20 protein-coding genes are annotated in these 18,211 nt (G+C 62.3%); 10 read left to right on the top strand and 10 right to left on the bottom strand.

Features of this window, described 5'->3' with window-relative positions; genetic code table 11:
• Nucleotides 1-58 precede the first annotated feature (58 nt).
• On the top strand, nt 59-763 hold the full coding sequence (locus RHP72_RS28040; protein WP_311094102.1) for an SDR family oxidoreductase: 705 nt from the start codon (nt 59-61) through the stop codon (nt 761-763).
• Nucleotides 764-813: 50 nt separating this feature from the next.
• Here the strand turns inward: RHP72_RS28040 and RHP72_RS28035 are convergent, their stop codons facing one another.
• Nucleotides 814-1,182: a hypothetical protein gene (locus RHP72_RS28035; protein ID WP_054188379.1), complete on the bottom strand. Its 369-nt coding sequence runs from the start codon at nt 1,180-1,182 to the stop codon at nt 814-816.
• A gap of 25 nt (nt 1,183-1,207) precedes the next feature.
• A complete protein-coding gene (locus RHP72_RS28030; RefSeq protein ID WP_198035674.1) occupies nt 1,208-2,554 on the bottom strand; it encodes an APC family permease in 1,347 nt (448 codons plus the stop codon).
• Between the two features lie 146 nt (nt 2,555-2,700).
• On the opposite strand from RHP72_RS28030, the gene RHP72_RS28025 reads away from it, so the two are divergent.
• Together RHP72_RS28025 and RHP72_RS28020 are read left to right on the top strand one after the other, a co-directional pair.
• Nucleotides 2,701-3,372 (top strand): DNA alkylation repair protein, encoded by a 672-nt coding sequence (locus tag RHP72_RS28025; RefSeq protein ID WP_030537444.1) that lies wholly within the window; start codon nt 2,701-2,703, stop codon nt 3,370-3,372.
• 99 nt (nt 3,373-3,471) lie between these two features.
• On the top strand, nt 3,472-4,587 hold the full coding sequence (locus tag RHP72_RS28020) for an ABC transporter substrate-binding protein (RefSeq protein WP_256082923.1): 1,116 nt from the start codon (nt 3,472-3,474) through the stop codon (nt 4,585-4,587).
• 8 nt (nt 4,588-4,595) lie between these two features.
• On the opposite strand, the gene RHP72_RS28015 is transcribed toward RHP72_RS28020, so the two are convergent.
• Nucleotides 4,596-5,540 (bottom strand): GlxA family transcriptional regulator, encoded by a 945-nt coding sequence (locus RHP72_RS28015; protein ID WP_209448093.1) that lies wholly within the window; start codon nt 5,538-5,540, stop codon nt 4,596-4,598.
• 205 nt (nt 5,541-5,745) lie between these two features.
• Here RHP72_RS28015 and RHP72_RS28010 point away from each other — a divergent pair, with 205 nt between their 5' ends.
• From RHP72_RS28010 to RHP72_RS27995, 4 genes are all read left to right on the top strand, one after another.
• The gene (locus tag RHP72_RS28010) at nt 5,746-6,420 is read left to right on the top strand and encodes a DJ-1/PfpI family protein (protein WP_058038449.1); all 675 of its coding nucleotides are present in this window, start codon (nt 5,746-5,748) and stop codon (nt 6,418-6,420) included.
• A 34-nt stretch (nt 6,421-6,454) separates the two neighbouring features.
• Entirely contained in the window at nt 6,455-6,925 is a 471-nt protein-coding gene (locus RHP72_RS28005; protein ID WP_003943264.1) for a DUF2269 family protein, read from the top strand.
• 82 nt (nt 6,926-7,007) lie between these two features.
• A complete protein-coding gene (locus RHP72_RS28000; protein ID WP_172827070.1) occupies nt 7,008-7,673 on the top strand; it encodes a HEAT repeat domain-containing protein in 666 nt (221 codons plus the stop codon).
• 13 nt (nt 7,674-7,686) lie between these two features.
• Complete coding sequence (locus RHP72_RS27995) at nt 7,687-8,721, top strand: HEAT repeat domain-containing protein (RefSeq protein ID WP_209448092.1); 1,035 nt, start codon at nt 7,687-7,689, stop codon at nt 8,719-8,721.
• Nucleotides 8,722-8,765: 44 nt separating this feature from the next.
• On the opposite strand, the gene RHP72_RS27990 is transcribed toward RHP72_RS27995, so the two are convergent.
• Nucleotides 8,766-9,137 (bottom strand): SdpI family protein, encoded by a 372-nt coding sequence (locus tag RHP72_RS27990; protein WP_311094101.1) that lies wholly within the window; start codon nt 9,135-9,137, stop codon nt 8,766-8,768.
• A gap of 173 nt (nt 9,138-9,310) precedes the next feature.
• Nucleotides 9,311-9,652 carry a VOC family protein gene (locus RHP72_RS27985; protein WP_198402560.1) on the bottom strand — a complete coding sequence of 114 codons (342 nt, stop codon included), beginning with the start codon at nt 9,650-9,652 and terminating at the stop codon, nt 9,311-9,313.
• Between the two features lie 123 nt (nt 9,653-9,775).
• Between RHP72_RS27985 and RHP72_RS27980 the strand changes: the two genes are divergently transcribed.
• A complete protein-coding gene (locus RHP72_RS27980; protein ID WP_311094100.1) occupies nt 9,776-10,270 on the top strand; it encodes a hypothetical protein in 495 nt (164 codons plus the stop codon).
• Between the two features lie 133 nt (nt 10,271-10,403).
• Nucleotides 10,404-10,898, top strand: coding sequence for a DinB family protein (locus RHP72_RS27975; RefSeq protein WP_064689082.1), 495 nt, complete (start codon nt 10,404-10,406; stop codon nt 10,896-10,898).
• Between the two features lie 182 nt (nt 10,899-11,080).
• On the opposite strand, the gene RHP72_RS27970 is transcribed toward RHP72_RS27975, so the two are convergent.
• Together RHP72_RS27970 and RHP72_RS27965 are read right to left on the bottom strand one after the other, a co-directional pair.
• The gene (locus RHP72_RS27970) at nt 11,081-11,338 is read right to left on the bottom strand and encodes a hypothetical protein (protein ID WP_064073389.1); all 258 of its coding nucleotides are present in this window, start codon (nt 11,336-11,338) and stop codon (nt 11,081-11,083) included.
• A 123-nt stretch (nt 11,339-11,461) separates the two neighbouring features.
• Nucleotides 11,462-13,030: a M28 family peptidase gene (locus RHP72_RS27965; RefSeq protein WP_064689083.1), complete on the bottom strand. Its 1,569-nt coding sequence runs from the start codon at nt 13,028-13,030 to the stop codon at nt 11,462-11,464.
• 940 nt (nt 13,031-13,970) lie between these two features.
• Here RHP72_RS27965 and RHP72_RS27960 point away from each other — a divergent pair.
• On the top strand, nt 13,971-14,636 hold the full coding sequence (locus RHP72_RS27960; protein ID WP_054782007.1) for a TetR/AcrR family transcriptional regulator: 666 nt from the start codon (nt 13,971-13,973) through the stop codon (nt 14,634-14,636).
• Between the two features lie 722 nt (nt 14,637-15,358).
• Here RHP72_RS27960 and dmpG read toward each other — a convergent pair.
• The 3 genes from dmpG to RHP72_RS27945 are packed head-to-tail and all read right to left on the bottom strand — an operon-like array spanning nt 15,359 to nt 18,152.
• Entirely contained in the window at nt 15,359-16,387 is a 1,029-nt protein-coding gene (dmpG, locus tag RHP72_RS27955; protein ID WP_020909650.1) for a 4-hydroxy-2-oxovalerate aldolase, read from the bottom strand.
• Nucleotides 16,384-17,328, bottom strand: a complete 945-nt coding sequence (locus tag RHP72_RS27950) for an acetaldehyde dehydrogenase (acetylating) (RefSeq protein WP_054825055.1) — start codon at nt 17,326-17,328, stop codon at nt 16,384-16,386. The genes dmpG and RHP72_RS27950 overlap by 4 nt, the downstream gene beginning before the upstream one ends.
• Nucleotides 17,325-18,152: a 2-keto-4-pentenoate hydratase gene (locus tag RHP72_RS27945; RefSeq protein WP_007735684.1), complete on the bottom strand. Its 828-nt coding sequence runs from the start codon at nt 18,150-18,152 to the stop codon at nt 17,325-17,327. The genes RHP72_RS27950 and RHP72_RS27945 overlap by 4 nt, the downstream gene beginning before the upstream one ends.
• Between the last annotated feature and the right edge of the window lie 59 nt (nt 18,153-18,211).

Here is an 18,211-nt window from a genome sequence, read left to right as displayed (position 1 = left end):
TTATCGGCGACCACCGGATCGATAGGATGGGAATGAGCAAGCGACGAAGGGTGTAATTGTGGCGAGGGCGGTTGTTGTCGGTGCGAGCCGAGGTCTTGGTCGTGCTTTGATCGAGGGTCTGAGAAGCGATGGCGACGAAGTTCTCGGCATCTCTCGGCGGCGCCCTGACGGGTTCGACGTCTCCGAGTGGATCGAAGCCGACCTGACCGACCCTGTTACGGCGGCGAACTCGATCGATCAGGAGCTTGTCGGAGGTGTAGACACCCTGATTTGCAACGTCGGGATTTGGGAAGGGGACGCCTTCACAACTGACTATGCATTCGCAGAACAATCGGACATGGAAATGCTCGAAATGATCAACGCCAACATCACGGCCACAATTCTCCTGCTCAAGCGCCTGATCCCGAGAATGATCGGCCGTCCTCGACCTCGGATCATCTTGACCGGGTCCACCTCGGGACTCCCGCGAAGCGGTAGGCCGGAGATTGCGTTCGGTGCATCGAAGTTCGCGATCAACGGCATTGCCGACGCGTTGAGAGAGGGCTACCGGAAGGACAGACTCGCTGTGACTGTCCTTCATCTCGGATATCTCAATACAGAAGACGGACTCGACGTGCCCCGAGACGTCGCTGCCGCCAGGGGAGAGGGATCTCTGGTCCCGGTACATGACGTTGTGGATACGGTGCGCTCGATCTCGAGTTTGTCGTCTTCGACGTCAGTGCGGGAAGTAGTCCTCACTGCGATCGACGATCCGCGATTCTGATTTGCGGCTGTCGACTCAATCTGGTTGCTGAACAGACGTATTCAGAGAATCTAGACCCCGATCAAGAAGTAAGCTCCGGTCAGATACGTCAGGGTGAGGCCCGCCAAGCCCCACGCCATGTACGGCCGGATGTAGAGGCGCCGCAGGCGGTGCAATCGCAGGGAGGCTCGCAAGAACGCACCCACGGTCCCGAGCAGCAACATCAGGCTCGGGACGAAGACCGCCAGTCGGCGATCCTTCTGTGAGCACAGCAAGGTGTCGGTACCGAAGCATTCGCCCCGCCGGGAGCCCAACCACACGATCGCGATAACCAAAACCGCGGTAGCCAGAACGACTGACAAGCCGTACGTCAGGGTTCGCCTGTTGATCTTTCGCTCTCGACGCTGAATTACATCTGACGCGTCAGAACTGTCGGTCATCACACCGGCTCCTGTACATCGCACCTCACTTCGTGGATCGGCGGTGGGAGAGGGCGTACAGCACTACTCCGACGGCCAAGAGTAATGATGCGCGTAACCACGTCGCAGCGCTCTGCTGGGTGAGCAACGCAACGCACGTACCGAGAGCGAGGATCGGGAAGATGATCGGCGTTCGGAAGTGTTTGTGTTGCACTGCGTCACGGCGCAGAACCAGGACGGCGATGTTGGTGCTGATGAATACGAAAAGCAGCAGGAGTACCACCGTCTCCGCCAGGGCTGACAGTGATCCGGTGACGCAGAGAGCCATGGCAACTGCTGTGGTCGCGATAATCGCCACCCAGGGGGTCCGTCGCTGCGGCAGTACCCGAGCGAAGACGCTCGGGAGCAAGCCTTCCGATGCCATCCCGTATGTCAGCCTGCTCGCCATGATCATTGTCAGCAGTGCGCCGTTGGCGACGGCGACCAACGCGATCAGGCTGAACAGGCGAGGCGGAACGCCGACGTCGGCAGCTGACACAACTTCCAGCAGTGGCCCGGAGGATGCGGCAAGTTCGTCGGCGGGCAGGACCACCGAGACAGCCAGGCCGACAAGGACATAGGCGGCGCCGGCTGTCAGTAATGCTCCGAACAGTGCGCGTGGGTAGACCTTGCTCACGTTCTTCACTTCTTCGGCGACGTTCGCGGACGTTTCGAAGCCGACAAAAGAGTAGTACGCGAGGAGTGCCGCAGCCAGCACCGCGAGTGCAGGCGATCGGCTGTCGTCGAACTCCACGACGCGGCTCAGGGTTCCGTCGCCGCGCCCGAGAACTATGCAAGCGAGGACGACAACGAGGACGAGTCCGGTGACCTCCACGACTGTCATGACGACGTTGGCGCGCATCGACTCCTTGATGCCTCTGGCATTGAGAAGTCCCACCAGGAGCAGGAAGACGAGCGCCGCTGGAACGGTTGGGACGTCGATGAAGGCTTTGAGATAGTCGCCCGAGAAGGCGAGGGCGAGTCCCGCCGCACTGGTTACGCCGGCCGCCAGCATCGAGAAGCCGACAAGGAACGAGATCAGTGGTTTCCGATACGCCCGTTGGGCGAAGACGGCTGCGCCGCCCGCTCGCGGATATTTGGTGACCAGTTCGGCATACGACGTTGCTGTCAGCAATGCCATGACGAGCGCTACGAGCAGTGGTACCCAGACGGCTCCACCAACTTCACCGGCGATGACGCCCACCAATGCGTAGATGCCGGCACCCAGAACGTCTCCGAGGATGAACACGAAAAGGAGTGGGCCGGTTATGGCCCGAGTGAGAACGCTCTTACCGCCGTCTTCATCTCCGCGTGCGGTTTCGTCCACGTTCTCAGCACCCGCGGCGCGTCGCATATGCAAGGTTCGTCCTGTCTTCATGGTGACGTGCCGCCACCTCAGGAGCAGACATGTACCCAGTGGTCGAAGTTTCAAACGTGGGTCGCTCGCCTTCTCGTGCTTTGCTTGTAGGTGAATCGCAGAAGTAGTGACTGGAGGACGACGTGGCTGAAACGACGGTTGCCGCGGTGATGGACGAGCTGGCTGCGCTCGAGGATCCGAAGGCGCGCGCGGTGAACGAGAAACACGGTGACGATCACGGTGTGAACCTCACAAAACTGCGCGCTGTTGCGAAGCGATTGAAGACTCAGCAGGAACTCGCACAACAGCTTTGGGCGACGGGCGATACCGCGGCGCGATTGTTGGCCCTTTTGATCTGCCGCCCGAAGGCGTTCGAGCGTGACGAGTTGGATGTCATGTTGCGAGAGGCCCGCACTCCGAAGGTGCAGGACTGGCTCGTCAATTACGTGGTGAAGAAGAACCCGCATGCCGAGGAGTTGCGGGTGGCCTGGACCGCTGACCCTGATCCTGTGGTTGCTAGCGCCGGGTGGGCTCTGACCACCGAACGTGTCGCGAAGAAGCCCGAGGGACTTGACCTTTCAGGGCTACTCGACGTCATCGAGGCGGAGATGAAGGATGCTCCTGACCGCCTGCAATGGGCGATGAATCACTGCCTGGCTCAGATCGGGATCGAACATGCCGAGTACCGCGCCCGGGCAATCGAGATCGGTGAGCGACTGCGGGTGCTCGAGGATTACCCGACTCCACCGAACTGCACCTCGCCGTTTGCGCCCATCTGGATCGCGGAGATGGTGCGACGACAGAGGGCAAAGTAGAGCGCACGACAACTGAGGATAGGGTTACCTTCGTGCTACGTTAGGCGCCGTCACCCGCTCGGGGTGTCTGAGCAGGTCGATCGACCGGGAGGTCCTGGCGTGGCGAGAATTTTGGGACGAGGGCTGTCAGAGCGACGAAGTGGTGGCAGCCGTGTCCGCCGGATGGTAGCCGTCGTGGCGGCGTGCGGGCTGGCGGCCGGAATGGCGGCCTGCAGCAGCAACAGCGACAAAGACAGCACCGACGACAAAGACAGCACCCGGACTTCATCCGCATTCGACGCCGCGTTCCCGGTGACGATCACGTCGGCCCTCGGCACGGCCGAGATCAAGGAGGAGCCCAGGCGGGTCGCAACCTGGGGATGGTCCAATCAGGACGCCCTCCTGGCGCTCGGTGTCGTCCCGGTCGCGATGCCCACTTTCTCCGGACCTCAGTACGGGGCCGACGCGCAGGGCATTCTGAAGTGGGACGCCGAGGCACTCGACAAGCTCGGTGGCGAGCAGCCGATCTTGTTGTCGGGTGACGGAACGGGCGAAGCACCTGTCGAGCAGTTCGCCAAGGCTGAACCAGATCTCATCTTCGCCCCGTACTCCGGGCTCACTCAGCAGGAATTCGACGCATTGTCGAAGATCGCGCCGGTGGTTTCCTTCCCGGACGAGCCGTGGACCGCGTCGTGGCAAGACCAGGTGACCATCGCCGGTCAGGTGCTGGGTAAGCAGGCCGAGGCCGGCGCACTCATCGACAAGACCAACGCCGCGATCAGCGCGACCGCTGCGAAGAACCCTGCGTTGCAAGGTAAGACCGTCACCATCGCACTCCCGAACAGCCCGAGCACGTTCGCGGTGAGTAAGAACGCCGACGTGCGTGTCGAGTTCCTCGAGCAGCTGGGTCTGAAGAACGAGCCGACGATCCAGCAGGCCGATCCCGCCAAGGATCCGGAGGCCGTGTACTTCGAGCTGAGCACCGAGCAGGCGCCTCTGATTGCGTCTGACGTGCTGTTCGTGGTGGCCTACGACAAGGACTCTCTGAGCGCGTTCCTTGCCGAGCCACTGGTGGCAGCTCAGCCGGTGATCGTCGATGGGCGTACGGCATCCACCAAGGACTTCAGCGTCGACAAGAACTTCGCGTTCGGCGGACTGACGGTCCTGACCATCCCGTACATCCTCGACGACGTCGCCACAGTTCTGAACACCGCTGCCGGCAACGTCAAGGGCTGACCGGCCCGCTAGCGGGAAGTTCGAAACTGTGTCCGGTACCGCTGTGGGCTGGTGCCGACCAAGTCTCGGAAACGTTCGCGGAACGTGGTGACGGCATTAAATCCGACTTGTCCCGCAACACGTTCGATCGAGTGGTCGGTAGTCTCGAGGAGAAATTGCGCTTGGCGGAGCCGCGCGTGATGGAGCCACTGCAACGGCGTCGTACCGATTTGTTCCTGGAAGCGGCGGTTGAGCGTGCGGGTGCTCATCGTTGCCCTGGCCGCGATTGTCGTGATGTCGAGCTGCTCCCCGAGATTCTCTTCCATCCAGTTCAGTAGCGGCCTGAGGGTTGTTCCGCTGGGTACGGGAGGCTCGTGAACGATGAATTGTGCTTGCCCTCCGGCACGTTCGAGCGGCATCACACTCAGCCGCGCCGTGTCGGCGGCGACCGCGGACCCGTAGTCCTGACGAACCATGTACAGACACAGGTCGAGTGCGGCCGCGGCGCCGGCGGAAGTCAGGACGTGCCCGTTGTCTACGTAGAGAACGGCAGCGTCGACGTCGATAGCCGGGTGCCGGCGGGCCAACTCCGACGCAGCCGCCCAGTGCGTCGTCGCGCGAAGTCCGTCGAGCAGGCCTGTGTCGGCGAGGGTGAATGCGCCGACGCACAGTGAGGCGATGCGCGTGCCGCGATCCGCGGCAGTTCTGAGGGCTTCGATGATCTCGGGGTCGATCGGCACGTCGAGATCGGCGGTGCCCGGGATGATGATCGTGCTTGCCTGGGCGAGGCGTGAGAGTCCGTGCGGTACTCGCATCGTGAACGTTCCGGTCTCCACCTCCTCGGTGAGCGCGCACACGGAGGTCCGGTACGCCGGTGCACCCGAGGGGAGCCTGCATCGTCCGAAGACTTCGAGGGGTGCCGCCAGGTCCATCGGCACCACCCCGGGCAACGCGAGAACTGCAACGTCATGCATGTCTGAAACGTAGCGTATGTCGCGCGAGATTCGGTGATCTCGTGTCTTGAAATATCCTCTCAACTGGTATTTCGCAGAATATGTGAGGTTGGCTGAAATCCGTCGAAGGTTGGCTTTCAGCCGTCGCCATAGAGGTCAACTTCCTCCTACTGTCGTGGGAACAGCGACGTGCACAGGAGCGCGTCGCACAAAATCGGAGGTTGCAGTGCACGCGCAGATCGTGTTGTTCGACGGATTCGATCCCATGGATGTCGTGGGTCCGTACGAGGTGCTCTACGCCGGGGGTCTCGCCAGCGGTGGGGCGTTGAGTGTCGAACTCGTCAGTGCGGAGGGGCCTGGGACCGTCCTGAGCGGAAGTGGTGAACTCGCTATGACCGCCACTGCAACCCTCGATGTCGAACACGCGGATCTGATTATCGTTCCCGGAGCATCGGGTCTCTTCGAACCCGATGCGGACCAGCCGGGCACCAGTTTGCCGGAAAGACTCGCGGCCACAACGGAAACCGAACTGCCTGTCATGATGCGGCGTGCACTCGACGATCCTGGTGTTCTTGTTGCGACCGTCTGTGGAGGATCTTTGGCGCTGGCGATGGCGGGGCTTCTCGAAGGGCGCCGCGCCGTGACACACCATCTTGCCGTGGACGCACTGGCGGCCGGCGGCGTTATTCCGATCCAGGCGCGAATCGTCGACGACGGTGACCTGATCACCGCCGGCGGTGTGACATCCGGTCTCGACCTTGGCCTGTACCTGTTGGAACGATGCCTCGGGCCCCGGATAAGTCTCGAGGTCGAAGCGCTCTTCGACTACGAGCGTCGTGGAACGGTGTGGTCGGCCAATGGCGCCGAGCCTGTAATCACCTTCGCCCCGGACGCTGCGTGAATACGCTTGTGCGTACCGAAACGCGAGAAATCCCATGACCGGAATCCTGCTGTCCCTCCACGTGATTGCGGCCATTCTTGCCATCGGCCCCGTCGCTGTGGCGGCGAGTATGTTCCCGGTGGCGAGTCGCGCCGCGCTCGCCGATCCGGACAGCGCCAGTGTTGCGACGACGGGCATGCTGCATCGCATCGTTCGGGTGTATGCCACGATCGGCGTTGTCGTTCCGATGCTCGGTGTCGCCACCGCCGTCAATCTCGGAGTGCTCGGTGACCTGTGGATCCTCACCTCGATCGCACTCACCGTCGTTGCCGCCGTGATACTCACCGCGGTCGTGCTTCCCGCCCAACGGCTGACAATGGCGGCGATCGAAGGAACCGGGTCCGTTGTGGATGTCGCAACGCGGCTCACCCGTCGACTGGGCACAGCGACGGGGATCTTCAATCTGCTCTGGGTCGTTGTCGTCGTGTTGATGATCTTTCGGCCAGGATCGACAACCGGCGTGTGATCCGAGGCGATATTTCCCGTGTCGGAGACAGCGACGCTTGACCTTGACACAGTGACAAGGACTCCAATGGTCGACGAAGGAGGTGGTTGTCGTGAACACAACCAACCATGGTGGACAGAATGCTCACCTCGTCGACGCATTGGCCGCGGCTGATCCCTCGGTTCGGCTGCGCGCCGCGCTCGCTGTCGGCACGCGCCCGGACCCTGAGCTGACGGATGCCCTGATCGATCGGTGCGCCGTCGAGCCGGACTTCTTCGTCCGCGACATGCTGACCTGGGCATTGTGCCGCTTGCCGGCCGAAATTACGGTGCCGAGGCTGATCCGTGAGCTCGGGTCCGATGGTTCGCAAGCCCGCAGTCAGGCGCTCCACACCTTGTCCAAGATCGGCGATCCGATCGCGTGGCCCGAGGTCTCTGCGCTGGTGCACGACCAGGACGACGAGGTCGCGCGCAGTGCGTGGCGCGCCGCAGTGGCACTCGTGCCGGCAGGAGTCGAGGGTGCACTCGCAGCGGATCTGGCGACCGAACTCGGGCGGGGTGAACTGCAGATGCAGCTCAGTCTCAGTCGAGCTCTGACAGGACTCGGCGAGGCTGTACTACCGGTGCTCGACGCGGCCGGTATGAGCCCGAATCCGCGTGTCCGGGCGCATGCTGATGCTACAAAGCAACTCTGGCACGACCCCGACGGTGGGTTCGCACTCTCTCACGAGTTGGCGAAGCGCGTCGCGGCAATCGGCCCGGACGCGTAGGAAGGGGAGACGGATGTTGATCGGCGAGGTCTCGCGGCGTTGTGGTGTCAGCACACGGATGCTGCGTCACTACGACACCTTGGGACTGGTGAAGCCGACGGGCCGCACGTCCAGCGGTTACCGGGAGTACTCCGCCGACGACATCCGTCGACTCTTCCACGTCGAGAGCTTGAGGACGTTGGGGCTCTCGTTGAACGAGGCCAAGCGTGCACTGGACGAACCCGACTTCGCGCCGGCCGATTTGGTGGGTGAACTCATGCAACACACTCGGCAACGGATCGCGGCGGAGGAGGAATTGCTGACCAAACTCGAAAGGGTCGATGCCAGCGCCCCTTCGGAGTGGGACGACGTCCTGCGCATGGTCTCGCTGTTGCGTGCACTCGAATCCGAGTTCGCTGCTCATCGTCAGCAAGCGATCCTGTCGCAGGAGCTGAATGCGGCGTTGCCCGTCGACGCACTCGTCGAGGCCATCCTGTCGGAGAAGGATGCCAACGTGGCCGGAGCGTTGCAGTGGGCGTTGGCGAGGACCGAAGGTGCGGGCCTTGCAGGTCTCACGAAGGGGCTCGAATCGGAGGACGTCGAGGTTCGACGCCGCGCGACGTCGGCCATCTCCGGGATCCACACCGAGGAAGCAACTCGGGCGCTGAAGCGAGCTCTCGATGATTCGGACGCGATAGTCCGCGCTGATGCCGCTCTCACCCTCGGATCTCGCGGAGAGGCCGTCTCGATGCCCGCTCTCCTCGAGATGGTCGCCGACGGGCGACGCGACGTCGAGGCCGGAGAGGTGCTCGGTCTTCTCGCGGAGCACTCACCGACAAGCGGTGAGGTCGTCGATGCCGTGCAGGCAAGACTCGACGGCACTGACGACGCCCCGACGAGGTTGCGAATCACGCAGGCACTCGCTGAGATTCCCGGCGCGGCGGCCCGGGAAGCGCTCGCCCGGCTGACACGCGACAACGACAAGACGGTCGCGTCCACGGCAGCCGCGATCCTCGAGATGCGGGACCGTGGACCACGCCGGCGCGAACGACCGCGTATCGGGAACTGAAATCGGAGAACTAGGGCACCTCTGACAAATGCGGGCCCGGGTGGTCAGCGCCGCAACGATTTTGCCGCGGCGTTGCCCTTCAACGCTGCACAGAGCAGGACAAGGAGCACCGCTAGAAACACGACTGTTGAGGCGACAGCCGACACCACAGATCCGAAACCTGTCACGACAGCGATGATGACCTGCATGCACAGTCCCACTACGGCTGTCCACACCGTCCGGCGTAGAAGGGGCCACGCAATCCGATGGGCCAATTGCCACGCCTCGGGGCTCGAGATCGTCGCCTTCGTGCGTATGCCGACAACGGGATTCGGTTCATCACCGACGACTCGCGGAAGAATCCCGGCAACGAACGCGAGGACAAGCGTCGACGACGACAGCGAGGCCGTCAGACCCAGCAAATCAGGCGATCCCACCCGTCCAGCCCCCTATCGGCAGATTTGACACAGCGGACATTCCAGTCTGGGTTGCCGCTGGGACACACCCGACCGTATGCGAACGAATGCATGTACGGCTGTGCGGGTGACGCACTTTCAAGCTTTGCCGAATGAGCAGTGGACTCGATCTCGGACTGGTTGTCGGACTGACCCTAATGCGGATCACCTACGCAGAAAAGGTTTCCCGCCGGATCCGCCAACACGTCCCAAATTGATCCGCCCGACTCATGGCGCTCGATGTGGGCTGCTCCTGCCGCGACAAACGTCGCGACGACCTCGTCCCGCGGAGGATCCTGCGGTTCGAGGTCGAAGTCGAGGTGAACCGTATTCCTTTGGCTGCGAGCCTGATCGATCCGTTGGAAACCGAGAGTGAGTGGGAGATCCGGGGCCGTCACCGTCAGGAAATCTTCGTCACCATCGGTACTCGCCTCGCCGAATCGCTCCGACCACCAGGTGGCAAGTGATCGGGCATCCGTTGCATCGAACGTAACCATGGCCAATCGCACCATCACACACCACAACCTCTTTACACGTGACTGCCTTTCGATCGATCTTAGGCAAAGCCCTGCAGCTGCTGCGCACCCGCTGCGGAGTGATCGGCGGATAGGGTTTCTTGCGTGGTAGATCAACGGCGAAAGAGTTTGCGACGCAGGTACCTGAGCCTCGGCCTCGGCGAACTGGCGGCCGCGGCCGTATTTGCCGCTGTGGCTGTCGGCGTCGTGATGCCTCGGCTCGAAGGTCCGAAAGACTCCGCTGCGTTGTGGTCGGCGCTGGCCCCACTGCTTGTGATACTCGTGCAAGCAGGTGTCTACTGGCTGCTTGCCCGAGGCTGGGTCGAGCAGGCACCGATGCCGGCCCGCCTCGCAGCGCTCTACCGCGTGTTTCGGGTCCTAGATGTTCTCTTGTTGGCGATAGCTCTTCTCGGCGTTGTCATCTGGCTACCAGATCACTCCGGCGCGGCCGTGGGCGTCGTGGCGGTGTGGGCTTTCGGCGTCGCCGAGTACGCCAACTACTTCGTGGCTCGTCTCGCCTACCCGCTGCGGCGGTGGCCTTTCGAGGTCGGCAAGTTGCGGAGGCCCCAACTTGTGCACGACCTGCATTCGGCGCGGTGATACCGGCGATGAAGCCTGCCTTTGCCGCAACGGCAAAATTTGATGCGGGATCGGAGTGCATTCGGAAGGATCGGTTCTGCCCACCCAGGAATGAAGCCTCTATGTCGTTCTTCACCGAGTAAGGAGAACCACTATGGCAACGTCGCGTCGCCGCCGCCGTGATGCCCCACCGCCCCGGTCCGGAAATAGCGAGGTCGATACGCTACGCGCGTTTCTCGACTACTTGCGTGATTCGATCGCTGCCAAGGTCGAGGGTGCTCCGGAACCTCAGGTGCGCACCACAATTGTTCCGTCTGGGACAACCTTGCTCGGGCTGGTCACTCACTTGACCTTTGTCGAAGGATCGATGTTTCTCGCAGAAAACGTGACGGATTGGAAAGCGACGTTTCAGCCGTCATCGGAAGACAGCGTGGACGGTGTCGTCAGTCGCTATCGCGAGACGGTCGAGCGTGCCAACGCAGTTCTCGACGGATGCACAGATCTTGCCGCGCCCATCCCGCGACCGGGGGCGAAACGACCCGCTCCCAGTGTCCGCTGGGCGCTCGTGCACATGATCGAAGAGACCGGACGCCATGCCGGCCACGCTGACATCCTCCGCGAACTGATCGACGGTTCGACCGGCCGGTGACGCTGTAACAAGGAATAGAGTTCCCGGTGAAGACGATAGGTCTCGCCGAAGTTGAATCTGTCTGAAGCGGAGGGTAATTGGTTTCACATCGAGAGTGACCAGCCTCTCTGGTCGCACGCGTCGACGTTGCCGCTGGGACTCAAGGCTATGGACGCCAATCCTGGAAACGAAGCACCGACCGACTACTCGCCGCAGCGGTAGAGTTTGACGACGACCACGTGGCATTCCTCGGCAGATGGGACGGTTGCTTCGATCAGCGAGGCCGGCTGCGACAGGAACTGGGTGACGACGAGGTAGCCGGGCGCGGCATGGATCTTTACTCCGTCGAACTCGGCGGTTTCGGCCACCGCCGACGCGGTAACGAACCGACCGATGATTTCGAGGATCTCCAGTTCGGTCAGGGCACGGGGCGCGACATTGCCGGAGACCCTCGCCCGCAATCGCGCTGGCCGCGACGGGCTTCGTCCAGCTGAGCCGATGAGATTGCCGAACAGGGTGATTGATCTGCATCCACGGCGCGGTGTCGGCTCAGTGTCATAGCCCGTCGAGGTTCTTGATTCGTCTCAGCAACATCCACGCACTGCGCCTCGAACAGGTGTCGAGTTGCCGTCACCGCCGACGGGTTGAGCGTTTCGGATCAGATCACTATCGACAGTGTGCAGCGCGTCTACAACGTCTCTCAGGACGAGGGTCATTTGCCGAAGTGAGGCCGGAGGGATCCGGTCGATCGTGTCTTCGATCGTGTGATACCGCGAATGCGCTGTCGTTATGTCAAAGCTCGGGACGAAATCGGGGACTCGCGCCAGAGATGACTTGATCGGGAGCGGAATGGGCGGGACGACTCCATTCTGAACGCACTCCTGAAGTACGAGGTTCAGCAACACAGGATTGAAAGAGCCGAGTACGCCCCTGATCTCGTCCAGCCCCGTGGGGATATCGACCGAGGACTGGGTCACACGAATGGTGCCCGCGGCGGCGAGGTGGTCAAGCCATGCGAACGTGATCACGCGCGGCAGCATGTCCTCTAGATGGGTTTGCATAAAGTGCGTGAGGTCGAAGTCCCCGCAGTCGTGACCTCCTGCCGCGAGAAACACCAATGTTCTCGGACGCTCGCTCCTGGCTTTCGCTGCGTAATGACGCATCAGCGCCAACATGCCCGCAACACCGGTGCCGTTATCCATTGCGCCGCCGTAGGTGCTGTCGTAATGCGCGCCAATGAGAACAATTTCGTCACTGACCCCGGGAAGTACACCCACGACGTCTTCCATGACTGCGCGCAGCTCGTGAGTTCCAGGGCCCAACGATCCCCCGGTAACGGAGCGGGTTCCACCGAAGGGGGGATTCTCGGTCCGAATCTCGAGCGACATGGTCACCGGTCCGCCACCGAGAGCGGTGCGGATTGCGTTGAAGTCATCCGATCCCAGGACAAGCCCTGGGATCGACGCTTCCTTTCTCTGTCGAAAGGTGTTCTTGTCGATACCTTTTCCGTGCGTCAGCCGCGTCAGATTGTTCGGAGCATCGGCAGTTCTGATGTAGCCGACGGCGCCGTGGGCGACGGCTGACTCGTATGCATCGAGCATTCCATCGGTGTTCATCACATTGATCAGATATACGGATTCGACCATTGCGATCTTGCCTCTGACGTCGACACGGTCGAAGTCGCGCGCAGTTCCGGCACCGACGTGGACAACCTCGGCCTCGACCTGTCCTGCACTGGTGTACCAGATCGGGTACGAGTTCGTTTCCCACGGCAACGCCGGGGCAGGGGACGCCGCATTGGTTACCTTCGCGTGCCACACGCTCGGGTAGTACACATCGAAATCCCATTCCTCGGTGTGGGTCTGGAGCCCGGATTGCTCGAATGACTCGCGCACCCATCGCGCCGCGTCGCGAACTGCGGGAGATCCCGGACGACGCCAGCCAAAGGACGTCATCGTCTCTACGTCACTCATCAGGGCGTTCTCAGAGAACACGTCGCCGGGCGAGGTGCCTGGAGTTGATGCTTTGGGAATCAGATCGGCCGCAGCCGAATTATGCGTGGCCAATGGCAGTCCGATACCGGCGGCTGCCGCCCCAGCCATCTGCATCATGCGGCGGCGACTGAGTGCTTTGCTATGTGTTTCGTCGTTCATCTTGGGGTCCTTACTATCTCGGGTTGACGATCGCTACTGAGTCCGCGTGACGGTCAAGGCTGGTCCCCTGCATCTCCAGCGCTGGGAGTCCTGCGAGCTCGAGCTGTCACGATGACTCCGTGTCCTGTACGTAGACGCGGACTCGGGGTAGGCCACGACACGGGCGAACGAACCCGACGAACTGGACGACAGCACTGCGCCTGACGTGGCGAGGCACGTGTCGGCGAGTGTGGCGGCGGTCGCGAGAGTCGGTATCGCACGGTCAAGGATCATGGGGTCTCCGGCTTTCGAGCTATAAAAGTTACGTGCGATTCTTTTATACAGTGTCGGGGTGGCCTGTGTCACTATCGGATGGCAGTGGAGTCGACGCCGAACAGGCGGCGAGGTGGAAATCCGATATCAAAGTTCGTTCGACTTCACGAGGAGTAAACCTCGATCAAGGGTGCTGCATCGGACCCAACGCAGAATGCCCCCTTCGGGATCGTCGAGAATATCCGAGGCCACCAGCTAATGGCGCATACGTCACGCACGTGGCGGTGCAACACAAACGTAGGCAGCACTCAGGATGCGTCAATTCTATCCTGAATTTGTTGCGCCATAATGTGTTCCGAACTCCTGGCGGCTAGGTAACCCAGCGTGATCGACGTAACTGTGTGGCCGGACTCCATCGCCACACTCAGCATGAGTTCACAGATGCGCGTGACAAAATTCCGGCACTAAGCCTGACATCATCAACTCGATCAGGGTGATGTCGTCAACCTAGGAACCTTCCCCTCAAAGATCTGAACTGGCTGTTTCACCAATCGTTGCGCTGACGTGAACGAGCACGTCAGTACGCACGGTGTGCCTGGCATCCGGTCATCCCTCATCGTTTTCCCTCATCCTTCATTGGCTACTCTCACTGGATCGGTTCGTGTCTGCGGCAGGGGAAGGTGTGGTCTTGACTTCGAGAATCACGGAGGGTGTCTTCTTCAGTGCTCCGGCGGACCTGCCTCGAGGCAGGCACGAGTTGAGTAGGGACAAGGTCCTTTCCGCTCAGCGTGAGCGGCTCATGATCGCGACAACTGAGTTGATGGCGGAGTCCGGATATCAGGGCGTGGCAGTCCGTCGGATAGCCAAGCGCGCGAAGGTCTCACCCGCGGCCTTCTACGAATGTTTCCCCGACAAAGATGCGTGCGTGTTCGCTGCCTACGGTCGGTTCATCGAAGTATTGCTCAACCGCATTCGTGATGTCCTGCCGACCGCATCCTTCGCCTGGGATCATCGAACCATCGCAGTGGTGGTCGACGGTTACTTGAGTGCTTTGAATGCAGATCCTGTGGTGGCGAGGGCATTCCAGGTGGAGATGGACACTGTTGGGCGACGCGCACGTGTACAACGCCGAGCGGCGCTGGTGGGCATGGCGCAGGCATTGAAGTCAGAGCGCGAGCGCTCTCCCGGTAACCCGCGCGCACCCCTCAGTGCATATGTGGGCGCGGTATACGCAATCCGACAGCTCGCGTCCGATGCACTGGACGAACCTGAAGAAGGATCGGTTACCGATCTGTCAGCGGAGGCCGGCGTGTGGATCGCTGCAATGCTCTCCTCTGCGCAGGATGGAACGTGACCTGGGCGTTGGGCGCGGAGTAATCGATTAGGCGGTTGATCGCCTGAGCAAGCTCTGTCTGGTCGACAGATTGCGGCAGCTGCAAGTCGAGTGCCGCAATCGGGCGTCGTATCTGGTGACATAACGCCCCACTGCGAGCCGCGCCGCATTCACCGCATGTACCCAACGTCGCTGCATGTTGACCAAATCGGAGGAATTCAAAGCCTTCTGGCCCGGTGGCACGAGAACCGCGACAGTCGACGCGATCATCCGAATCGCCGGGTACGCCCCTGTCTGAACTAACTCACAGAAGGCGGAGCACTTGCCGGTAGCGTCCATCCTCAACCCTGGAAGTACTTGTCCACCACACACCGCGCACTTGGGTATGTGGACCGGAATGCCGACGAAGCCTACCGTCCGCGTCCCAACGAGCAGTGGGGCGCGATGAACGTTGAGCGGACCTCCCCGTGCTCGGAAACTGAATCCGTACCGAATTCCTCGCGGTAGACGGATCTTACTCGGATGACGAGTCTCTCTGAATTCGACTGCAGCGGAAAAGGTTCAGTTCCGGCAGTCGGAGGCGCGGTGGGAAGGGCCCGATCAACTGTTCGAGTACTCTGCCGGCGGGTTCAGGCTGATCGCGCGTATGACAGCGAGGCGAAATGTTCTCAGCGGAACTGAGAAGTCCCGCCCCCGTCCGGAGACGGGAGCGGGACTCGGGTGTCAGCGAACTCGGCAGCGCGTCAGACTGCTTCCTTTGTCGCCTGCGCTGCGAGGGTGAGCGCGATGTCGACGATCATGTCCTCCTGACCACCCACCAGACGGCGGCGTCCAGCTTCGAGCAGCAGTGTGCGAACGTCGATTCCGTAGCGCTCCGACGCAGCTTCGGCGTGGCGCAGGAAGCTCGAGTACACGCCGGCGTAGCCGAGAGTGAGGGTTTCGCGATCGACGCGGACCGGCCGGTCCTGCAGCGGTCGGACGATGTCGTCGGCGGCATCCTGCAGGGCGAACAGGTCGCAGCCGTGCTCCCACTCTTCGATGTTGGCGACGGCGATGAAGGCCTCGAGGGGGCAGTTGCCAGCACCGGCGCCGTGACCGGCAAGCGAAGCATCGACGCGGGTGACGCCGTTCTGCACTGCGACAACGGAATTGGCAACCGAGAGCGAGAGATTCTCATGGGCGTGGATACCGATTTCGGTGCCCTCGTCGAGGATGTCGCGGTATGCACGAACACGATCCGCGACGTCGTTCATCACCAGACGTCCACCCGAGTCGGTGACGTAGACGCAGTGCGCGCCATACGATTCCATCAACTTGGCCTGCTTGGCCAGTTCCTCGGCAGGCGCCATGTGGCTCATCATCAGGAAGCCCGAGACGTCCATGCCGATCTCGCGGGCGGTTTCGATGTGCTGCGCGGAGACGTCGGCCTCGGTGCAGTGCGTGGCAACGCGAACCGAGCGCACACCGAGGTCGTAGGCATGCTTGAGTTCACTGATCGTGCCGACACCCGGAAGTAGCAGCGTGGTGAGACGAGCGTGCTCGAGTACCTCGGCCGCTGCTTCGATCCATTCCCAGTCGGTGTTCGAGCCGGGGCCGTAGTTGAGCGAGCCGCCGGCGAGGCCGTCACCGTGTGCTACTTCGATCGCGTCGACGCCGGCAGCGTCGAGAGCTGTGACGATCCGCTTGACGTCGGTGGGCGAAATGCGGTGGCGGACAGCGTGCATGCCGTCACGAAGGGTGACGTCCTGGACGAAGATCTTGCGGTTGCTCACTTGGTTGCTTCCTTCTGCTGGGCGATGCGCTCCGCGATCTGCATTCCGGCGGACGTCATGATGTCGAGATTGCCGGCGTACGCAGGCAGGTAGTGTGCCGCGCCCTCGACCTCGAGGAACACCGACACCTGGTGGGTGGGGCGATTGCCGTCGACGAGCAACGTCTCGACGGGCTGGTCGGCCGGGATCTCGGTGATCTGGACTTCCTGCTTGAGCCGGTAGCCGGGGACATACGCGGAGACGTCGCCGACCATCTTCTCGATCGACTGACGGATCTCGTCGTGAACAGCCGGGTCCGGTGCGTCGACGAGGCAGAAGACCGTGTCGCGCATGATGAGCGGCGGCTCAGCGGGGTTGAGGATGATGATGGCCTTGCCGCGACGAGCGCCGCCGACTGCCACGATCGCCTCGGACGTGGTCTCGGTGAACTCGTCGATGTTGGCGCGCGTTCCGGGACCGGCCGACTTGGAGGCGATGGACGCGACGATCTCCGCATACGCCACCGGGACGACCCGAGAAACAGCGGCAACCATCGGGATGGTGGCCTGGCCGCCACACGTCACCATGTTGACGTTGGGTGCGTCCAAGTGCTCGTCCGCGTTGACAGCCGGTACGACGTACGGTCCGATCGCGGCAGGCGTCAGGTCGATCATGCGCTTGCCGAGGGGAGCCAGCCGCGCGTTGTTGGCCACGTGAGCCTTTGCCGAGGTGGCGTCGAAGACGATCTCGATCTCGTCGAAGTTCGGCAGACCGACAAGGCCTTCGACGCCTTCTGCCGTGATTGGCACGTTCAGACGCGCGGCGCGAGCGAGGCCGTCGGACGCGGGGTCGATACCGACCATCGCGCCCATCTCCAGATGGTCGGAGTTGCGCAGCACCTTGATCATCAGATCCGTGCCGATGTTGCCCGATCCGATGATCGCGACCTTGACCTTGCTCATGCGTTGTCCTCTTCGCTGGAGAAACTGGTGGTGACGGAACCGAGCCCGGAGACGGTCACGGTGACTACGTTGCCTGCGGTGACCGGTGCCATGGGGCCAAGAGCGCCGGACAGGATCACCTGCCCTGCGGTCAGCGGCTGCCCCAACTCACGTGCAGTGCGGGCGAGCCAGACGACGGCTTCGATCGGATCGCCCAGGCAGGCGGTTCCGACGCCGGTGGACACCTCGGTGCCGTCGACGGACATCGACATGACGACGCCGGCGGGTTCCACCTCGTCGAGGGTGCGTCGTTCGGTTCCCAGGACGTACACGCCCGAGGACGCATTGTCGGCGACGGTGTCACCGAACTTGATGTCCCACGACTCGATGCGGCTGTCGCAGATCTCGATCGCGGCGACTGCGTAGTCGATCGCACCGCGCACCTGCGCACTGTCCAGCGGTCCGTCCACGAGGTCGGCACCGAGCACGAAGGCAACTTCCGCTTCGACCTTGGGCTGGATCAAACGGCTCATGGGGATGGCGCCGCCGGCGGGGAACTCCATGTCGGCGTACAGCACGCCGAGGTCGGGCTGGTCGACACCGAGCTGCTGCTGGACTGCCACCGAGGTCAGGCCGATCTTGCGGCCTACGACCACGGCCCCCGCCTGCCGACGGATTTCGTCGACGCGGCGCTGGACGGCATAGGCGGCGACGAGGTCGTCGGCGCCGATCAGATCGCGCACGGGCGCGCAGGGAGTGCCGCTCGCGATGGCGGCTGCGAGGCGGTCCGCAGCAGCTGCGATGTCGGTCTCGCTAGCTGTACTGGTATTCGTGGGCTGGCTCATGGCCACTACTTTCGCCGCGGCACCGAGATTGCGCCAGGGAACTGTCTCACTCAGCGATA

The organism is Rhodococcus sp. SG20037 (genome assembly GCF_031763325.1).
Taxonomy (GTDB): domain Bacteria; phylum Actinomycetota; class Actinomycetes; order Mycobacteriales; family Mycobacteriaceae; genus Rhodococcus_F; species Rhodococcus_F qingshengii.
The sequence above is the reverse complement of the archived record's forward strand: the minus strand, read 5'-3'. Positions and strand labels throughout refer to the sequence as shown.